The organism is Curtobacterium sp. MCPF17_046 (assembly GCF_003224295.1).
GTDB lineage: Bacteria > Actinomycetota > Actinomycetes > Actinomycetales > Microbacteriaceae > Curtobacterium.
Genome location: NZ_QKLB01000002.1, coordinates 46,614 through 65,559, shown reverse-complemented (window position 1 = coordinate 65,559; position 18,946 = coordinate 46,614). Strand labels below are relative to the sequence as shown.

Below are 18,946 nucleotides of genomic sequence, written 5' to 3'. Positions count from 1 at the left end.
GGTGGGTGTCTCTCCGGGTCGGGTGGTCAGCGTGCGGCACCGGTGTCGGGCACCGGCGCGACGCCGGTGTCACGGGCGAGGAGGTCGTCGACGGTCTCGCCACGCACGAGGATACGGGCCGTGCCGTCCGCCACCGCGACGACCGGCGGACGACCGACGTGGTTGTAGTTGCTCGCGAGACTCCAGCAGTAGGCACCGGTCGCGGCCACCGCGAGCAGGTCGTCCCGCTGCACGTCGCCGGGCAGGTACTCGTCGTGGACCACGACGTCACCGCTCTCGCAGTGCTTCCCGACGACACGGGTCAGCACCGGGTCGGCGTCCGACGTCCGGGCGAGGCGTGCGGTGTAGTCCGCGCCGTACAGCGCCGGCCGCACGTTGTCGCTCATGCCGCCGTCGACCGACACGTAGGTGCGCGTCGCCGACGTGCCCTCGTCCGTCTCGACCGTGACGGGCTTGATCGTGCCGACGCGGTACAGCGTGACGCCGGGCGGGCCGACGATGTAGCGGCCGGGCTCCACCGCGATCTCGGGCACCGGGATGCCGCGGGACGCGCACTCCTCGGCGACGATCGCGGCGAGGGCGTCCGCGACGTCCTCGGGCGCGAGGGCCGCGTCCGCCTCGGTGTAGTCGATGCCCCAGCCGCCGCCGAGGTTGAGTTCCGGCACCGGACCGGTGGCGACGAGCGTGGCGTGCACGTCCATCAGCCGGCGGGCGGCCTCGCGGAAACCGCTGTCGTCGAAGATCTGCGACCCGATGTGCGAGTGCAGCCCCACGAACGCCAGGGACGGCTCGGCACGGACGGCCGTCGCCGCCTGCACGGCCTCGGACAGCGGGATGCCGAACTTCTGGTCCTCGCGCGCGGTGGCCAGGAACTCGTGGGTCGAGGCGTGCACCCCGCTGTTGATCCGGATGCGCACGCGCTGCACGACACCGGCCTCGGCGGCGATGCGGGCGACGCGGCCGATCTCCTCGTGACTGTCGAGCACGACCGTGCCGAGCCCGATCGACACCGCGCGCTCGAGTTCTGCGTCGGACTTGTCGTTGCCGTGGAAGCCCATCAGCGCCGGGTCGACGCCCGCGGCCAGCGCGACGGCGATCTCCCCCATCGTGCAGACGTCGAGACGGAGGTCGGCGTCGGCCATCCACCGGGCGACGTGCGTCGTCCAGAAGGCCTTGGCCGCGTAGTAGACGTGCGCCCGGGTCCCGATCCGCGAGAAGGCGTCGGTGAAGGCGTTCCGTACGCGGACGGCGCGCGACTGGACGTCACGCTCGTCGACGACGTACAGGGGTGAGCCGTACTGCGCCACGAGTGCGTCCGCGGCGACACCGCCGATCGCCAGCATGCCGTCGTCGGTCCGCGTCGCGGACGCGGGCCAGATGCGGTCGACGAGTTCGGACGCGTCCGTCGGGAACCGCAGCCGCGGCGGCGCAAGGGGGTTCTCGCTCACGGGACCCGATCCTATCCGGCCGGGACGGGCCTCCCGGCGCATGTGACGCTCGTCGCCCGCGGGGTCCTCAGCAGCGGCCGGTGGTGCGCAGGCCGTCCTCGCTGAGCGGGAGTTCGTCCGCGGTGACGCGCACCGTCGCCGCCGACTCCGTCACCCGGAGCGACCGGACCCGGAGCTGCTCCGGCAGGAACTGCGCCGTGCAGACCGGGACGGGCACGTCCGAGACGCCCGGGATGTCGTCGAGGTCCAACCCGAGCGAGGAGTTGGTGATGCGGACGGTCTCGGGCGTGATCGTGACGCCCCGACCGTCGGACTGCACCGCGACCGAGCCGTCCGCCGCGTAGCCGATGTCGAAGCCGAGCACCGAGGTGGTGCCCCGCAGCTCGACGCCGCCGTCGATGAGCCTGAGTCGTTCGAACAGCGGTGAGTAGGCCGCCAGGTCCTTGACCGCCCCGGCCGCGAGCCGGACCGTGCCGTCGACGTCGTGCACGGCGCCCTGGCCGTCCACCGGCAGGTCGCGCGCGGTCACGTCCGCCGCGAGCGGGATGCCCGCCACCGTCAACCGGTCCGAGGAGATGTGCACCCGGTCGAAGGTCCCGCCGACCAGCTGCGGGATGACGACGCCGTCCACGTGCGCGTCCACCGTCCCGGTCGTGCCGTCGGGCAGCGACTGCTCGACCTGGTCCGCGATCGTCCGGTCGACGACCCCGCGGAGGACGAACTCGGCGACCACGACGACGACCGCCAGGAGCAGGAGCACGACGACCAGCACGATCGCCAGCGTCCGGCCCCGACGCTTCCGGCCCCGACGCTCCCGACCCCGACCGGTGGCGGGTGCGGACGTCACCGCTACATCCGTTCGGGCGCGCTGACGCCGAGCAGACCGAGGCCGTTCCGGACCACCTGGCCCGTGGCGTCGTTCACCCAGAGACGGGTGCGGTGCAGGTCCGACACGGGCTCGTCACCGAGCGGCGTGACGCGGCAGGAGTCGTACCAGCGGTGGTACAGGCCGGCGAGCTGCTCGATGTACCGGGCGATCCGGTGCGGTTCCCGGAGCTCCGCGGCCTGGCGGACCACCCGCGGGTACTCCGCGATCGCGCCGAGGAGGGCGCTCTCGGACTCGTGGGTGAGCAGCGACGCGTCGAACACCGAGCGGTCGACGCCGGACGCCGCGGCGTTGCGAGCGACGGACTGCGTCCGGGCGTGGGCGTACTGCACGTAGAACACCGGGTTGTCGTTCGTGCGCTTGGTCAGCAGGTCGAGGTCGATGTCGATCGCCGTGTCGCTCGCGAACCGCACGAGCGCGTACCGGCCGGCGTCCACGCCCACGGCGTCGACGAGGTCCTCCATCGTCACGACGGTGCCGTTGCGCTTCGACATCCGGAGCGGCTGGCCGTCCTTGAGCAGGTTCACCAGCTGGCCGATGAGGATCTCGAGGTTCACGCCCGGCTCGTCACCGAACGCCGCACACATCGCCATCATCCGGCCGACGTAGCCGTGGTGGTCCGCGCCGAGCATGATGAGGTTCCGCTCGAAGCCGCGTTCGCGCTTGTCGAGGTAGTAGGCGAGGTCGCCGGCGATGTACGCGGGTTCGCCGTCCGACTTGATGACCACGCGGTCGCGGTCGTCGCCGAAGTCGGTCGTCCGGAGCCACAGGGCGCCGTCCGCCTCGTACATCCGGCCCTGCTCCTGCAGCCGGGCGATCGCGCGGTCCACCGCCTTCGACTCGTGCAGCGAGTTCTCGTGGAAGAAGACGTCGAAGTCGACGCCGAAGTCGTGCAGCGACCGCTTGATGTCCGTGAACATGAACTCGACGCCCTCGCGCCGGAACAGCTCCTGCGCTTCGTCGCGCGGCATGCCCGTGACGTCGACACCCGGCTCGAGCGTCGCGAGCACGCGGGCCGCGATCTCGCCGATGTACGCGCCGCCGTAGCCGTCCTCGGGCGTCGGCTCCCCCAGCGCGGACGCCAGGAGGGAGCGGGCGAACCGGTCGATCTGGTTGCCGTGGTCGTTGAAGTAGTACTCGCGGGTGACGAGGCCGCCCTGCGCCTGGAACACGCGCGCCAGGCTGTCGCCCACCGCGGCCCACCGCACGCCGCCCATGTGGATGGGTCCGGTCGGGTTCGCCGACACGAACTCGAGGTCGATGCGGACCCCGTCGTAGAGGTCGCCGTGCCCGAAGGTCACGCCCTGGTCGACCACGGTGCGTGCTACCTCGCCGGCCGCGGCGGCCTCGAGCGTGATGTTGATGAAGCCCGGCCCGGCGATGTCGACCGAGTCCACGCCGTCGAGCTCGGTCAGCTCGCCGGCGATCTCCGTCGCGAGCTCGCGCGGGTTGGTCCCGAGGCGCTTCGCGAGCTGCATGGCCGCGTTCGACGCCCAGTCGCCGTGCGCCCGGTTCTTCGGCCGTTCCAGGGCCACGTGGGACTCCTGGACCGTCACGGTGTCGGCAGCGCCTCGGCGCTCGACGATGCCCGTGAGGATCGACAGGTACGCGGCGGAGAGTTCGGCAGGAGTCACGGCGATCGAGTCTACCGGGACACCCGGCGACCACCCGGACCACGCCGGGAGGGATGCAGCATCATGGTCCGTCATGACCTCCCGCAGCCTCCGGGCGTCCGGCCTCGCCGCACTCGTCGTCCCCGCCGCGCTCGTGCTCGCGGCCTGCTCGGGCACAGGCGGTGGTGCCCCTTCCGCCTCCCCCACCACCGGGAGCGTCGGCCGTCCGGTGCCGCAGGACTGCGACGAGCTCGTGCCGGCGACGACGTTCACCGTCTACGGGCGGGATTTCGAGCGGGTGCGGACACCGCGTCCCGCATCGGGTTCGGCCGTCGCGCAGATCGCCGGCCAGGACGGTCGCGTGTGCACCTGGCGGTCCACCGCGGACGAGGACGTCACCGTGACCGTCGCCGTGGCACACCTGCCCGCGGCGCAGATCACACAGCTCGAGGACGCCCTCTTCGCGCAGGGCGGGTCCGTCCCCACGTACACGGTGGAGGGCTACTACTCCCTCCGCTCCGGCACCGGTCGCGCCGACGCCTTCGCCGGTCCGTACTGGATCCACACCAGCTCGACGCTCTTCACCGAGCCCGGGACCGCCCAGCCCGTCGTCGACGCCGTCCGGCACGCGGTCGCGCCGGACGCGACCGCGCCGACCGGGTCACCGACGCCCTGACCGGCGCCACGGCGGACGGGAGGCCCGTGTCGGACCGGTGCGGAGCCTCCCGTCCGACACGGCACGCCCGGGGAGGCGCACCGGCGTTCAGGAGGCGGGCGCGGACCTGCTACGGTTGGTGACACCCCGGGCCCCCATAGCTCAGGGGATAGAGCACTGCCCTCCGGAGGCAGGGGCGGAGGTTCGAATCCTCCTGGGGGCACAGTCACATCCCCGCGCAAGCTGTCGTCCTCGCTACGCTCGGTCGGCAGCGCGCGACGTCGCCTGCGGCGACCTTCCCCCGTGGGCACCAGCACGACGTCCGCTGCGGGCACCTTCCCCGTGGGCACCAGCACGACGTCCGCTGCGGGCACCTTCCCCCGTGGGCACCAGCACGACGTCCGCTGCGGCGACCCTCCGTGGTCGCGGCCACGTGCGTTCCCGAGCAGGACACCTCCGGGCCCTAGGATCACGCGGCGTGACGACCTCCACGCAGCAGGAACTCGACCGCGGGGACCGCGCCGCACCGGCCAGGACCCTGCTCGACGTCCTCACCGCCACCGCCGAGGCACACCCCGACGCCCTCGCCCTCGAGACGCCGGAGGGTGCGCTCGACTACCGCGGCCTCCTCGCCCTCGTGCAGGAGCGCGCCGCCGACCTCGCCCGCCACGGCGTCCGACGCGGCGACCGGGTCGGGATCCGCATCCCCTCCGGTGGCCGGGACCTGTCCGTGTCGATCCTCGCCGTCCTCGCCGCCGGCGCCGCCTACGTCCCCGTCGACGCCGACGACCCCGAGGAACGCGCCACCCTCGTCTTCGGCGAAGCACGGGTGGTCGGCGTCATCGGTGCCGGCGGTGTGCTCCGCGACCGCCAGGGCGCTCCGCTGCCGGTCACCGACCCCGCGGCGAGCGCCGAGGCGCCCACGACCGAGGACGACGCGTGGGTCATCTTCACGTCGGGGTCCACCGGCGTGCCGAAGGGCGTGGCCGTCACCCACCGCTCCGCCGCGGCCTTCGTCGACGCCGAGGCCCGGATGTTCCTGCAGGCCGCGCCGCTCGGTCCGGACGACCGGGTGCTCGCGGGCCTCAGCGTGGCGTTCGACGCCTCGTGCGAGGAGATGTGGCTCGCCTGGGGACACGGTGCCTCCCTCGTGCCGGCGCCCCGGTCGCTCGTGAAGAGCGGGGTCGACCTCGGCCCGTGGCTCATCGCGCACGGCATCACCGTCGTCTCGACCGTCCCCACGCTCGCGGCACTGTGGCCCGACGACGCGCTCGAGTCCGTGCGGCTGGTGATCTTCGGCGGTGAGGCCTGCCCGCCGGAGCTCGCCGCCCGCATCGCGTCCCGGGACCGCGAGGTGTGGAACACGTACGGCCCGACCGAGGCGACGGTCGTCGCGTGTGGTGCCCTGCTCGACGGCAGCACCCCGGTGCGGATCGGCCTGCCGCTCGACGGGTGGGACCTCGCGGTCGTCGACGCCGAGGGGCAGCGCGTCGCGCCGGGGCAGGTCGGCGAACTCGTCATCGGGGGCGTCGGCCTCGGCCGGTACCTCGACCCGGCGAAGGACGCCGAGAAGTACGCGCCCTTCCCGCAGCTCGGGTGGGAGCGGGCGTACCGGAGCGGCGACCTGGTCCGGTACGACCCCGAGGGGCTCGTCTTCCAGGGTCGCGCCGACGACCAGGTGAAGCTGGGCGGCCGGCGCATCGAACTCGGCGAGATCGACGCGGCCCTGCAGTCCCTCGACGACGTCGCCGCGGGTGCCGCGGTCGTGCAGCGCACCCCGGCGGGCAACCAGGTGCTCGTCGGCTACATCGCCCCGGTCGCCGGCGCGGTCGTCGACACGGCCGCGGCGAACACCCGTCTCCGCGAGGAACTGCCCGCCGCGCTCGTGCCGCTCCTCGCCGTCGTCGACTCCCTGCCGACGCGGACGTCCGGCAAGGTCGACCGGGCGGCGCTGCCGTGGCCCCTCGAGGGCGCGATCGGGACGGACCTGCCGCCGACCGTCGCATGGATCGCCGAGCGGTGGTCGGCGATCCTCGGTGTCCCGGTCGCCGACGTCGACGACGACTTCTTCGCGCACGGCGGCGGTTCCCTGACCGCCGCGCAGCTCGTGTCGGCGGTCCGCGAGCGCTACCCCACGACCACCGTGGCCGACGTCTACGACCACCCGCGGATCGGCGCACTCGCGGCAGCGCTCGACGCGTCCGGGCCGGTGGCGGCGGCACGACGGGACGTCCGGCCGGTGCCGCCGCGCACCGGGCTGCTCCTGACGGTGCTCGGCCTGCCGCTCCAGGTGCTCCGTGGGCTGCGCCTGCTGAGCTGGACGGCACTCGTCGCGGCGGTGCTGCACGCCACCACGATGCCGTTCCTGCCCGTGCTGCCGTGGCCGCTCCTGGTGATCGCCCTCGTGCTGTTCGTCACCCCGGCCGGCAAGATGACGATCACGGTCGTCGCCGCCCGCCTGCTCCTGGCCGGGGTCCGTCCCGGCGACCACCCGCGCGGCGGCTCGGTGCACGTCCGGGTCTGGCTCGCGGAACGGATCGCGGAGGCCGTGGACGGTCCGTCGACCGCGGGTGCCCCGTGGATCAGCTACTACGCCCGGGCCCTCGGTGCGAGGATCGGCCGGGACGTCGACCTGCACACGCTGCCGCCGGTCACCGGGATGCTCACGATCGGGAAGCGGGCCGCAGTGGAGCCCGAGGTGGACCTCGCCGGACACTGGGTGGACGGCGACGTGTTCCGCCTGGGTCCCGTGCACGTCGGCACGGACGCGGTCGTGCACAGCCGCTCGACCCTGATGCCCGGAGCACACGTGGGCGACGGCGCCGAGGTCGAGGCCGGCTCGGCGGTGGCCGGCGCGGTCCCGGCGGGTGAGCGCTGGGCGGGCTCGCCGGCCGAGCGCATCGGGTCGGCACGCCACGGCCGGGAGGCCCGCCCCGCGTCCCCGAAGCGGTGGCTGCTCGCGTACGGGGCCGGGTCGGTCGCCGTCGCCGGGCTCCCCGTCGTCGGCGTCACTGCCGGACTGGCCGTCGCGGCGCTCGTCGTCGGGCGCCCGACCTCGCTCGGGGCCGCGGTCGGCCCCACGCTGCTGAGCGTGCCGCTCGCCACGGTCGTCGCGGGCCTCGTGTACGCGGGCCTCGTCGTCGCCGCGGTCCGGCTGCTCGGGCTCGGGCTCGTCGAGGGTCGGCACCCCGTGCGGTCCCGGACCGGGTGGCAGGTGTGGTGCACCGAACGGGTCCTCGACGCTGCCCGCACGCTGCTGTTCCCGCTGTACGCGAGCCTCGTCACCCCGCTCTGGCTCCGCCTGCTCGGCGCGCGGGTCGGCCGGGACACCGAGATCTCCACCGTGCTGCTCATCCCCGCGCTGACACAGATCGCGTCCGGGGCGTTCCTGGCCGACGACACCATGGTCGCCACCTACGAGCTCGGCGGCGGTCGGGTGAGGATCGGTCGGTCGAAGGTGGGCCGCCGGGCGTTCCTCGGCAACAGCGGCATGACCGGCGCCGGTCGGTCGGTGCCGCGCGAGGCCCTCGTCGCGGTGCTGTCCGCCGTGCCGAAGAAGGCCAAGCGCGGGTCCTCGTGGCTCGGCAGTCCCCCGGTCCGGCTCCGACGGGCGGCGGCGCACTTCGACGAGGAGCGCACGTTCCGGCCGCCGACCCGGCTGAAGGTCGCCCGCGGCGCGTGGGAGGTGCTGCGTCTCGTGGCACCCATGGTGTCCGCCGCGATCGGGGTGGCCGTCGCCGCCACCTTCCTGGCCCTGTGGACCACGGTGGGGCTCGGCTGGACGGTGCTGCTCGCCGGCCCGGTCCTCATCGCCGCCGGTGCGGTCGCGGCGGCCGTCTCGACCGTGGCGAAGTGGGCCTTCGTCGGGCGCATCACCGCCACCGAGCACCCGCTCTGGTCGTCGTTCGTCTGGCGCAACGAGGTGCAGGACACCTTCGTCGAGACCGTCGCACGCCCCTGGTTCGCCGAGCAGGCCATCGGCACCCCGGCCCTGGCGGCGTGGTTGCGGAGCCTCGGTGCGACGATCGGCCGCGGCGTCTGGTGCGAGACCTACTGGCTGCCGGAGGCCGACCTCGTCACGATCGGCGACGGGGCGACCGTCGCCCGCGGCACCGTGGTGCAGACGCACCTGTTCCACGACCGCGTCATGCAGCTCGACACCGTGACGCTCGACGCCGGCGCGACGCTCGGGCCGCACGGTGTGGTCCTGCCCGCTGCCGGCATCGGCCCGGGAGCGACCGTCGGGCCCGCCTCGCTCGTGATGCGCGGCGAGCAGGTCCCGGGCGGCACGCTCTGGGCCGGCAACCCGATCGGCCCGTGGGAGCACCCGCCGTGGCGCACCGCGGCGTCCACCACCGGGCACGACGGGGCGAGCGGGTCCGGCGACGCCGACGGACCACGCGACGCCAGTGGGTCCGGCGAGCGCACCGAGCACCCGGGGCCGGTCGGCGCCGTGGCAGACTGACCGGCACCGTGAAGCAGACCGACCCCACCGCCGACCCGTACACCCCGCACAGCGGCGACCGGCGGTGGACGACCCGCCACCACGACCTGCGACTCGACTACCGCGTCGCCACGAACCGGCTCGACGCGACCGCGACGATCAGCGCGACCGCCGACGAGCCGCTCGAGAAGGTCGTGCTCGACCTGCACGGGCTGAGCGTCGACCGGGTCCACGTCGACGGCGTGCGCGCGAAGAAGGTCTCGGTCGGGACACACAAGACGACCGTGACACCCGCCGCACCGATCGCTGCGGGCGACGAGTTCACGGTGCACGTGCGGTACCGCGGCGCACCCCGACCACTCCGGAGCCCCTGGGGCACGCTCGGCTGGGAGGAACTGACCGACGGCGTGATCGTCGCGAGCCAGCCCGTCGGCGCACCGTCGTGGTTCCCCTGCAACGACCGCCCTGACGACAAGGCGACCTACCGCATCGAGGTGACGTGCGAAGCGGGGTACGAGGTCATCGCGAACGGCGCGCTGCTCGGCCGGGAGCGCACTGCTCGTGGCACGCGCTGGACCTACGCCGTCACCGAGCCGATGGCGACCTACCTGGCCACCGTGCAGATCGGTCGGTACCGCGCGACGAAGCTGCGCGGCGGTGCGGTGCCGGTCACCGTGCACCACCCGTCCGACCTGACCGCCGCCGTGCGGACGGACTTCGGCCAGGTGCCCGACATGATCGCCCTGTTCACCGACCGGTTCGGGCCGTACCCGTTCGCCGAGTACGGCGTCGTGGTGACCGACGACGAGCTCGAGATCCCGCTCGAGGCGCACGGCCTCGCGGTCTTCGGGCGGAACCACGTCGACGGGGAGCACGGCACCGACCGGCTCATCGCCCACGAGCTGGCGCACCAGTGGTTCGGCAACTCGGTGACGCTCGGCGTGTGGCGCGACATCTGGCTGCACGAGGGCTTCGCCTGCTACGCCGAGTGGCTCTGGTCCGAGCACCGCGGCGGCCCCACCGCGGACGACCTGGCGGCGACGTACCGTGCCGGGCTGCTCGACCAGCCGGAGGACCTCGTCGTCGCGGACCCCGGCGCCCGGGACATGTTCGACGACCGCGTCTACAAGCGCGGCGCGCTCGCCCTGCACGCCCTGCGACGGACGATCGGCGACGCTGCCTTCACCGACGGTCTCCGCACGGTGACCGGACGGCACCACCACGGCACGGTGACGACGCCAGACGTCGTGGGCGCGTTCGCGACGGCCGCCGGCACCGACCCCGCGCACGTGCTGCGCGCGCTCGGACCCTGGATCGACGAACCGGGCGTCCCCCCGCTGCCCTAGCCCCGGCGCCGCCCTGACACGGCGCCGCCCTGGCGCCCGTGCCGTCGCGGCGTCGGCGTCGTCCCGGTGTCCCCGCCGTCCTGGGGTCCCGGTCCACGGAGGTCCTCGACCCGGACCGGAGCACCGCCCGCGGCGACGGCCACGACCAGGTCCGCGTCGAGCACGACGACCGTGACGAGCTGCTCCATCCCGTCGAACCGCGCGCGGTCCACCTGCCCGTCGCCGACTCGTCCGAGGACGGCCTCCACGCGTGCGGGATCGACCCGGAGCCCCCGTCCGTCACGCTTCAGCACCGCCTCCTTCACCGTCCAGCACGCGGTGAGGTGCACCCCCGCGCACTCCGGTCCGGACGCGACCGCGCGGTGCCGCTCCCCCGCGGTGAAGGCGTCGAGCGGGGCCGCCGTCACCCGGGACGCCCGCTCGACGTCGACACCGAGCGACGCCGGCCCGACGGCGAGGACGACGATCCCCGAGGTCCGCGCCAGACCGACGCCGACCCGACGACCGTCGACCCGGGCTCCCGGCCGACCGTGGTCCGCAGCACCGCAGTGTGGACAGCGCTGCTGCACGGAGACCAGGGCCGGGTCCGATCGGGTGACCTCGGCGACGAACGCGACCAGGGCCTCCCGGTCGGCCGTTCGCGACGCCCCTGCGGCGGCCACCCGCACCGACACGGTCTGGAGGCCCGACTCACCCACGCGAGCAGCCTACGGTCCGCAGTGGGACGGCCGGTGCGGGCACGACGACGGCCCCGGTCGGGACCGACCGGGGCCGTGCTGTCGTCCTGCGGGTCAGGCGTGGGTGAGGGCGATGAGTGCGACGTTCATCGTCGCGTACCGGCCCTCGGACCGGGTCGCCTGACGCACGCGTCCGCGGAGGACCTCGTACCGTCCGTCACGCTCACGCACGAACCCGATCACGCCGCTCGCCGGCGTGGACACGCGGTGGTACCCGTCCTCGAGTGGGACGACTTCTGCGGTGGTCGCTCGCTCCATTGCTGCTCCCCTTCCTTCATTGGCTCAGACCAACTCTACCCCGTTTCGGGGGACATGCCCGCAGCACTGTCCACTGTGTGCGGGCCCCGGGCGATCCCGGTGGGGTACAACCGACGCAGGCCCGCCCTCCCGCTCCACAGCCCCGGCTCGTCCAGGAGGTGCCTGGCTAGACTCCGGACGACGGCCACGGACCAGCTGGACGAGGGCCACGGACGGAGGACGGATGCGCACGGTCGAGGTCAGGACGGACTTCGGGTCGACGGGGGTGCCTGCCCGGGACGACGCGGCGCCACGTCCCCTGCTCGCGCGTCTGCTGGCAGGCGCGACCGCCGCCACCGTCGCCGCGCTGCTCGTCGTCGCCCCGGTCCCGGCCGCGCACGCCACCGAGCCGGTCGACCTCAGCGGCGCGTACGTCCTCGACGACGCGGACGCCCTCACCGACGCCCAGCAGGCCGACGTCGAGCAGGCCGTGCAGGACCTGTACCAGGAGACGCAGACACAGCTGTTCGTCGTCTTCGTGCCGTCCTTCACCGACCCGAGCGACCACACCGCCTGGGGTGCCGCGACCATGCAGCAGAACCAGATCGAGACGGACAGCATCCTGCTCTCCGTCGCGGTCGACGAGCGGAACTACGACGTCCAGCAGACCAACGAGACGGCGATCACCTCGAGCGACGTCGAGCGCGCGGTCGACGGCGACCTGCTCCCCCGCCTCAAGCAGGGCGACTGGGCCGCCGCGGCGACGGCCTTCGCCGGCGGACTCCAGCAGAGCCAGCAGCCCGCCGACCTCACCTGGCTGTGGGTGCTGCTCGGTGTCGCCGTCCTGGCCGCGGTCGTCGCCGTCCTCGTCATCCGGGCCCGCAACCGGCGGCGCACCGTCGCGGCCCGGCGCGAGCAGGAGCAGTCCCTCGCCGAACTCCAGCGACGCGCCGGTGGGGCACTCGTCACGATCGACGACGAACTGCGCACGGCCGAACAAGAGGTCGGCTTCGCTGCGGCGCAGTTCGGCGAGGACGCCGCCACCCCGTTCGCCGAGACCGTGTCGATCGCCAAGCGCGAGGTCCGCAAGGCCTTCGCCCTCCAGCAGCAGCTCGACGACGAGGTCCCGGACACGCCGCAGGAGCGCGCCGAGTGGGCGAACCAGATCATCGCCATCTGCGAGCAGGCGCACGCGGCCATCGAGTCGCAGACCGAGTCGTTCGACCAGCTGCGCTCGCTCGAAGCGGGCGTCGACACCGCCGCTGCCGAGCTGACCGCCGCCCTCGGGACCGCTCCCGCCGCCGTGGCCGCGGCCCGTGCGGCGCTGGAGCGCGTCCGGACGGCGTACACCGGTCGGACGCTCGCGACCGTCGCCGACAACGTCGACCAGGCCGAGCAGGTGCTCGCGTACGCCGACGAGCGTGCCGGTGTCGCTCGGACGGCGCTCGCCGCGGGCGACCGGGGCGAGGCCGTCGTCGCGGTCCGGGACGGGCAGCACGCGCTGGCCCAGGTGCAGCAGCTCACCGGCGCCGTCACGGCAGCGGAGCGCACCTTCGCCGACGCCGCCGAGCGTGCCGAGGCGATGCGCGCCGACATCGAGGGCGACGTCGCCGCGGCCGCCACCCTCCGCACCGGCGGCCCCGACCTCGCGGCCGCGGTCGCGCGGGCGCAGCGGGTCCTCCGTGCCGACGTCGACCCGCGTGACCCCGTCGGGGCGGTCGACGCGCTCACGAAGGCGAACACGGACATCGACGCCGCCCTCGCGACCGCCCGCACCGCCGAGGAGCAGCATCGTCGCGCGACCCAGGCCCTCGACGCCGCCCTCCGGGACGCCCGCTCCCGGATCGGCCAGGCGCGCGAGTTCATCACCGTGCACCGCGGAGCCGTCGGCCCCGCCGCACGCACCCGCCTGTCCGAGGCCGAGCGGGCCTTCGACGACGCCCTCGACCTCGCCACCACCGACCCGCAGCGGGCACTGCAGGCCGCCCGTGCCGCGGAGCAGTACGCGGCAGCGGCCATCGACGAGGCGAACGACGACACCACCGGGTGGCCCGGCGGCGGCATGGGCGGCATGGGCGGCGGCTTCTCCGGCGGCGGCCGCTTCTGACCGGTCAGACCCACCTAGACAACCAACCACGAAAGGGACACAGCAATGGCAAAGCAGACCATCTTCGGCCGGATCTCCTCGCTCGTCCGGGCGAACATCAACCAGATCATCGACGACGCCGAGGACCCGCAGCTGATGCTCGACCAGCTCGTCCGCGACTACTCGAACAACATCGCCGACGCCAAGAGCGCCATCGCGCAGACGATCGGCAACCTCCGCCTGCTCGAGCAGGACAACGAGGAGGACGTCCGCGCCGCCCAGGAGTGGGGCCAGAAGGCGGGCAACGCCTCCGCCGCAGCGGACAAGTACCGCGCCGAGGGCAAGACGGCCGAGGCCGACAAGTTCGACAACCTCGCCAAGATCGCCATCGGCAAGCAGATCGCCGCCGAGCAGGAGGTCAAGGACAACGCCGCACCGCTCGCCACGCAGAACGAGCAGGTCGAGAAGCTCAAGCAGGGCCTCGCCGGCATGGAGCAGAAGCTCGAGGAGCTCCGCGCCAAGCGCAACAGCCTCGTCGCCCGCGCCAAGACCGCGGAGGCGCAGTCGAAGGTGAACGACGCCATCGGCACGATCGACATCACCGACCCGACGAGCGACCTCGCGCGCTTCGAGGAGAAGGTCCGTCGCGAAGAGGCGAAGGTCATCGGCCAGCAGGAGCTGCAGGCGTCGAGCCTCGACGCGCAGTTCGAGAGCCTCGAGGACGTCGGCCGCGACGCCGAGGTGGAGGCCCGTCTCGCAGCCCTCAAGTCCGGCGGGGCGTCCGCGGTCTGACACCGCGCACCACCGGCAGCTCCGGACGACGTCGGACCCGGCTGACAGACTGACAGGATGCGCTTCCTCGTGGTCGGTCAATGGCAGGGTTCGGCGTCGTCTCGCGCCATGCGGCTCGCGGACGGAGCCGCCGCCGTCGCCGCGGACCTCCCCCGAGCCGCGACGACGACGATCGCCGTCCCACCCGGTGCGGGCGACCGGCTCGACACTGCGGTCGCCCGCTACACCTCGGTCCTCTCCGTCTCCGGATCCGTCGCCGAGGAGTGCGCCGTCGCGAGCGAACCCGTGCTCGTCATCGGCGGGGACGGCTCGACCGTCCTCGGTGCCTCGGTCCTCGTCGGCCCCGACACCACCGTCGTCCGGTTGTCCGGCTCGAGCGGCTACCGAGCGCTGAACCGCGCGCAGCCGGTCGCCGCCGAGACGGCCGCGCTGCGCCTGCTGGTCGACCGCCCGGCAGACCTGTTCCCGGAGCTCCCGGTCGTCCCCGCCGCGTCCGTCGTCGTCGCGGGCACCCGCGGGACCGAGGGGGCCGAGGCGGCCGCCCTCGAGCGCGCCGGCGTCGCACACCTCGACGTGGACGCGGCCACGCCCGACGCGCTCGCAGCCGCCGTCGAGCGGACCGGGGCCACCGGGGTCTTCGTCCACGTCGACCTCGACGTGCTCGACCCCTCCGAGGTCGACGGCCTGCTGGAACCCGTGCCGTTCGGACTCGACGGCGCCGCCCTGGTCGCCCTCGTCCAGGCGGCCACCGCCGGCCGACGGCTCGTCGGCGCCGCACTCACCGGCTTCGCACCCGTCGACCCGGAGCGGGCCGTCGACGACCTCGGCGTGATCCTCCGGATCGTCGGCGCACTCTCCACCGCAGCACGGGCCTCCTGACCCGCCCGTCCACACCGGACGCTCCACACAGCGCAGCGCTCCCGGCCGGGACCCCACCCCGGGCGGCTACGCTCGGCCCCATGACGGACTACGACCTCATCGTGATCGGAGCCGGCGCTGTCGGCGAGAACGTGGCGGACTACGCCCACAAGCGCGGCCTGTCGGTCGCGGTCGTCGAAGCCGAGCTCGTGGGCGGTGAGTGCTCGTACTGGGCCTGCATGCCGTCCAAGGCCCTCCTGCGCAGCAGCCACGCGGTCGCCGCGGCCAAGCGCCTCGGCGGAGCGGAGGAAGCCGTCACCGGCTCCGTCGACGCTGCCGCCGTCCTGGCCCGTCGCAACTCGTTCACGAGCAACTGGGACGACGCGTCGCAGGTGCAGTGGCTCGAGTCGTCCGACATCGCGCTGATCCGCGGGTACGCGAAGTTCACCGGCGCGAAGACCATCGAGGTCGACGGGACCTCGTACACGGCCGGGGCCGTCGCCGTCGCGACCGGCTCGCTGCACACGCTGCCGCCGGTCCCCGGACTCGAAGCGGCGAAGCCCTGGGGCACGCGCGAGGGCACGAGTGCGCAGGAGGTCCCGGAGAGCCTGCTCGTCATCGGCGGCGGTGTCGCCGGGTCCGAGCTCGCCACCGCGTGGGCGGCCCTCGGCGCGAAGGTGACACTCGTCGCCCGCCACGGCCTGCTCGGCGGGATGGAACCGTTCGCCGGTGAACTCGTCGGCGACGCCATGCGCGAGGCCGGCATCGACGTCCGCACCGGCGTCAACCCGACGCGCGTGGACCGCGACGAGCACGGCCTCGTCACGACGACCTTCGACGACGGCACGACCCTCGTCACGAGCGAGGTCCTCGCCGCGACGGGCCGCGCCCCGGGCACCGGCAACCTCGGGCTCGAGGCCGTCGGACTCACCCCGGGCGAGTGGCTCGAGGTCGACGACACCATGCTCGTCACCGGCACCGACTGGCTCTACGGCGTCGGTGACGTGAACCACCGCGCCCTCCTCACCCACCAGGGCAAGTACCAGGCCCGCGCCGCCGGTGAGGCGATCGCCGCCCGCCTCCAGGGGAAGCCCGTGCACGCGGAACCGTGGGGCGCCCATGTCGCCACGGCCGACCACGCCGCGGTCCCCCAGGTGACGTTCACCGACCCCGAAGTCGCGAGCGTCGGCCTCACCGAGGAGCAGGCCCGGCAGCAGGGCATCGACGTCCGTGCGGTCGAGTACGACCTCGGCGCCGTCGCCGGCTCAGCACTGCAGGCCGACGGCTACACCGGGCGCGCCAAGATGGTCGTCGACGAGTCCCGCGGGGTCGTCGTCGGCGTGACCTTCGTCGGGCAGGACGTCGCCGAGATGCTGCAGGCCGCGACGGTCGCCGTGGTCGGCGAGGTCCCCGTGGACCGGCTCTGGCACGCCGTCCCCGCCTACCCGACGATGAACGAGATCTGGCTCCGCCTGCTCGAGACGTACGGCCGCCCCGAGTAGCCGGTGCCGAACCCGCTCGTCGACTCGCCGGTGTCCCGCGCCGGGTGGGCGTTCGCGACGGCCGTCGGCCTCGCGATCGGCCTGACGCTGTCGACGGGGCCCGTGCGGGTCGTCGACGGGCTCGTCGTCTGTCGGGGCCTGCCCCGCTGGGTCTTCCGGCGTGGCGGGACCTGCGTCGGCTCGGTGTACCTCACCCGGGACAACGACGGCGACCGGGTCCTGCGGCACGAGCGGGTGCACGTCGACCAGTGGCGGCGGTACGGCATGCTCATGCCGCTGCTGTACGCGCTGGCGGGGCGCGACCCGCTGCACAACCGCTTCGAGGTCGAGGCCGGACTCGAGGACGGCGGCTACCGCTGAGCGCCGAGCGCTCAGCGCCGAGCGCCGGCCCGCGCCCGGCTCGGCGTCAGCCGCGGCGTCCGCCGGTCACGCACAACGGAAACCGGCTCGAACCACGGACTCCCGTGGTTCGAGCCGGTTTCCGTTGTGCGGCGCCGGACCGCGCCGGCCCCGTCGGCCCCGGACCGCGTCGGCCCCGGACCGCGCCGATGCGCGCAGCGCGCAGCGCGCAGCGCGCCCGTCAGCGCGCGCGACGCGGCACGACGAGCGGCGTGCCGGTCTCCGGGTCCGGCACGACCACGCACGGCAGGCCGAAGACGTCCTCGACGAGCTCCGCGGTCACGACCGTCGCCGGCGGCCCCTGCGCCACGATCACCCCGTCGCGCATCGCGATCATGTGCGTCGCGTACCGCGCAGCCTGGTTGAGGTCGTGCAGGACCGCCACGACCGTGCGACCGGCCGCGTGCAGCGTCGAGGCGAGTTCGAGCACGTCGTACTGGTGCGCGATGTCGAGGAACGTGGTGGGTTCGTCGAGCAGCACGATGTCGGTCTCCTGCGCGAGCACCATCGCGATCCAGACGCGCTGCCGCTGGCCACCGGACAGCTCGTCGACGCCGCGGTCGGCGAGGCCCACGATGTCCGTCTGCGCCAGGGCGGCCTGCACGACCTGCCGGTCGGTGCCGCTCGAGGGGTGCAGCAGGTCCTGGTGCGGGAAGCGTCCGCGGGACACGAGGTCGCGCACGCTGATGCCGTCCGGGGCGATCGGCGTCTGCGGCAGCATCGCGACGCGCCGGGCCACTGCCTTCGGGCGGTACGACGTGATCGGACGGCCGTCCAGGTAGACCGTCCCGGCGGTGGGCTTGAGCGTCCGCGCCAGCGCCTTGAGGAGCGTCGACTTCCCGCAGGCGTTCGGACCCACGATGACGGTGAGCTCACCGTCCGGCACGTCGACGTCGAGCCCGTCGACGACCACGCGGTCGTCGTAGCCGAGCCGCAACCCGCGGGCGCCGAGTGCGGTGACGGGCGCCTCGGGGGTGAGGACGCTGGCAGGGGTCAACACTCCGCCTTGCCGTGGCGCCAGTACCCCATGAACGCGACCTGCTTGCGGTCCAGGCCGACGCCGCGCACGAGGTGGCGTCGGAGCTCCTTGACGCAGCCGGCCTCCCCAGCGATCCAGGCGTAGACCGGCAGGTCGTCGTCCTCGCGCGGGACGTCCCAGAGCACCTGGTGGTCCACGTCGACGTCCGCGAGTTCCACCGGCACCGCCGCGCGCCCATCGGTGAGGACGGGCGCCGGCACCGCGACCGTCGATGCCCAGGCCTGCACGTGGTCGGTCATGCGGACGCCGTGCGACGCGCCGTTGCGGGCGATCCACCGCACCTCGACGCCGGCGGGCGCGGAGACGGGCAGGCGGTCGGCGTCGGTCGGGACCTCGATGAACACGTGTCCGACGGCCGAGACGTCGAGGGCCTCGAGGATCGCGCAGATCGCGGGAGCGGCCGTCTCGTCGCCCGCGAGGAGGATCCGGTTCGCCGACCCGGGCGCGAACTCCGCCGCGCCGGACGGCAGGTCCTCGGGCGACTCCGGCACGCGGGGGCCGACGATCCGCAGTTCGTCGCCGACACGGCACGCGGACACCCAGCGCGAGGCCGGCCCGCCGTCCCCGTGGGCGACGAAGTCGATGTCGAGCTCGTGCGCGTCCGGACGGAAGGAGCGGACGGTGTACGTGCGGATCGGGTTCCGGGTGGCGTCCGGCAGTGCGCGCCACGCCGCGAACCAGTCCTCGCCCTCCGGCAGGTCGGAGAACCCGTGGCCGTCGAGCGGCAGGAGCACCTTGATGCGCTGGTCCAGCCCGACGGCGGAGAACTCCGCGAGTTCGGCACCGGTCAGCGTCACGCGGACGAAGTGCGGGGTGAGCGAGGTGACGGCCGCCACGCGGACGGAGAAGACGCGGTACCGGGCAGCCACACCTCGAGTATGGCATGCCTTACCTAAGGAGAGAA

The 18,946-nt window shown here is 73.8% G+C and carries 15 protein-coding genes and 1 tRNA gene; 9 read left to right on the top strand and 7 right to left on the bottom strand.

The features are described from left to right. Nucleotides 1–26: 26 nt before the first annotated feature. The 3 genes from lysA to argS form a co-directional block, all read right to left on the bottom strand. Entirely contained in the window at nucleotides 27–1,448 is a 1,422-nt protein-coding gene (lysA, locus tag DEJ32_RS01925; RefSeq protein ID WP_110825122.1) for a diaminopimelate decarboxylase, read from the bottom strand. Nucleotides 1,449–1,515: 67 nt separating this feature from the next. Further along, nucleotides 1,516–2,295: a hypothetical protein gene (locus tag DEJ32_RS01920; protein WP_110890835.1), complete on the bottom strand. Its 780-nt coding sequence runs from the start codon at nucleotides 2,293–2,295 to the stop codon at nucleotides 1,516–1,518. A 2-nt stretch (nucleotides 2,296–2,297) separates the two neighbouring features. Then, nucleotides 2,298–3,968 carry an arginine--tRNA ligase gene (gene argS / locus DEJ32_RS01915; RefSeq protein ID WP_110900157.1) on the bottom strand — a complete coding sequence of 557 codons (1,671 nt, stop codon included), beginning with the start codon at nucleotides 3,966–3,968 and terminating at the stop codon, nucleotides 2,298–2,300. Nucleotides 3,969–4,041: 73 nt separating this feature from the next. Between argS and DEJ32_RS01910 the strand changes: the two genes are divergently transcribed. The 4 genes from DEJ32_RS01910 (at nucleotide 4,042) to DEJ32_RS01895 (ending at nucleotide 10,392) form a co-directional block, all read left to right on the top strand. Then, nucleotides 4,042–4,623: a hypothetical protein gene (locus tag DEJ32_RS01910; RefSeq protein ID WP_110900156.1), complete on the top strand. Its 582-nt coding sequence runs from the start codon at nucleotides 4,042–4,044 to the stop codon at nucleotides 4,621–4,623. A 130-nt stretch (nucleotides 4,624–4,753) separates the two neighbouring features. Then, nucleotides 4,754–4,825 (top strand) — tRNA-Arg (locus tag DEJ32_RS01905). Between the two features lie 255 nt (nucleotides 4,826–5,080). After that, nucleotides 5,081–9,067 (top strand): Pls/PosA family non-ribosomal peptide synthetase, encoded by a 3,987-nt coding sequence (locus tag DEJ32_RS01900; protein ID WP_110900155.1) that lies wholly within the window; start codon nucleotides 5,081–5,083, stop codon nucleotides 9,065–9,067. Nucleotides 9,068–9,075: 8 nt separating this feature from the next. Beyond that, the gene (locus DEJ32_RS01895) at nucleotides 9,076–10,392 is read left to right on the top strand and encodes a M1 family metallopeptidase (RefSeq protein WP_110900267.1); all 1,317 of its coding nucleotides are present in this window, start codon (nucleotides 9,076–9,078) and stop codon (nucleotides 10,390–10,392) included. On the opposite strand, the gene DEJ32_RS01890 is transcribed toward DEJ32_RS01895, so the two are convergent. Next, on the bottom strand, nucleotides 10,389–11,090 hold the full coding sequence (locus tag DEJ32_RS01890; RefSeq protein ID WP_110900154.1) for a 4'-phosphopantetheinyl transferase superfamily protein: 702 nt from the start codon (nucleotides 11,088–11,090) through the stop codon (nucleotides 10,389–10,391). The genes DEJ32_RS01895 and DEJ32_RS01890 overlap by 4 nt on opposite strands. Nucleotides 11,091–11,183: 93 nt before the next feature. Beyond that, on the bottom strand, nucleotides 11,184–11,387 hold the full coding sequence (locus DEJ32_RS01885; RefSeq protein WP_110825128.1) for a hypothetical protein: 204 nt from the start codon (nucleotides 11,385–11,387) through the stop codon (nucleotides 11,184–11,186). Between the two features lie 223 nt (nucleotides 11,388–11,610). On the opposite strand from DEJ32_RS01885, the gene DEJ32_RS01880 reads away from it, so the two are divergent. The 5 genes from DEJ32_RS01880 to DEJ32_RS01860 all read left to right on the top strand — a co-directional run bounded on the left by DEJ32_RS01880 (nucleotide 11,611) and on the right by DEJ32_RS01860 (nucleotide 16,964). Further along, nucleotides 11,611–13,473, top strand: coding sequence for a TPM domain-containing protein (locus DEJ32_RS01880; protein ID WP_110900153.1), 1,863 nt, complete (start codon nucleotides 11,611–11,613; stop codon nucleotides 13,471–13,473). 45 nt (nucleotides 13,474–13,518) lie between these two features. Beyond that, on the top strand, nucleotides 13,519–14,244 hold the full coding sequence (locus tag DEJ32_RS01875; protein WP_110900152.1) for a PspA/IM30 family protein: 726 nt from the start codon (nucleotides 13,519–13,521) through the stop codon (nucleotides 14,242–14,244). 57 nt (nucleotides 14,245–14,301) lie between these two features. Further along, nucleotides 14,302–15,123: an arginase family protein gene (locus DEJ32_RS01870; protein ID WP_110825131.1), complete on the top strand. Its 822-nt coding sequence runs from the start codon at nucleotides 14,302–14,304 to the stop codon at nucleotides 15,121–15,123. Between the two features lie 80 nt (nucleotides 15,124–15,203). Further along, nucleotides 15,204–16,604, top strand: a complete 1,401-nt coding sequence (locus DEJ32_RS01865; RefSeq protein WP_110900151.1) for an NAD(P)/FAD-dependent oxidoreductase — start codon at nucleotides 15,204–15,206, stop codon at nucleotides 16,602–16,604. Nucleotides 16,605–16,607: 3 nt separating this feature from the next. Continuing rightward, complete coding sequence (locus DEJ32_RS01860; RefSeq protein ID WP_110900150.1) at nucleotides 16,608–16,964, top strand: Fe-S oxidoreductase; 357 nt, start codon at nucleotides 16,608–16,610, stop codon at nucleotides 16,962–16,964. Nucleotides 16,965–17,184: 220 nt separating this feature from the next. Here DEJ32_RS01860 and DEJ32_RS01855 read toward each other — a convergent pair whose 3' ends face one another. Together DEJ32_RS01855 and DEJ32_RS01850 are read right to left on the bottom strand one after the other, a co-directional pair. Next, complete coding sequence (locus DEJ32_RS01855) at nucleotides 17,185–18,000, bottom strand: ABC transporter ATP-binding protein (protein ID WP_110825133.1); 816 nt, start codon at nucleotides 17,998–18,000, stop codon at nucleotides 17,185–17,187. After that, nucleotides 17,997–18,911, bottom strand: a complete 915-nt coding sequence (locus DEJ32_RS01850) for a siderophore-interacting protein (protein WP_110825134.1) — start codon at nucleotides 18,909–18,911, stop codon at nucleotides 17,997–17,999. Before DEJ32_RS01850 ends, DEJ32_RS01855 begins: the two co-directional genes overlap by 4 nt. Between the last annotated feature and the right edge of the window lie 35 nt (nucleotides 18,912–18,946).

Coding starts and splice junctions, on each gene's coding strand:
- DEJ32_RS01880 (WP_110900153.1), top strand. CDS start 11,611: ATGCGCACGGTCGAGGTCAGGACGGACTTCGGGTCGACGGGGGTGCCT.
- DEJ32_RS01910 (WP_110900156.1), top strand. CDS start 4,042: ATGACCTCCCGCAGCCTCCGGGCGTCCGGCCTCGCCGCACTCGTCGTC.
- DEJ32_RS01885 (WP_110825128.1), bottom strand. CDS start 11,387: ATGGAGCGAGCGACCACCGCAGAAGTCGTCCCACTCGAGGACGGGTAC.
- DEJ32_RS01875 (WP_110900152.1), top strand. CDS start 13,519: ATGGCAAAGCAGACCATCTTCGGCCGGATCTCCTCGCTCGTCCGGGCG.
- DEJ32_RS01865 (WP_110900151.1), top strand. CDS start 15,204: ATGACGGACTACGACCTCATCGTGATCGGAGCCGGCGCTGTCGGCGAG.
- DEJ32_RS01870 (WP_110825131.1), top strand. CDS start 14,302: ATGCGCTTCCTCGTGGTCGGTCAATGGCAGGGTTCGGCGTCGTCTCGC.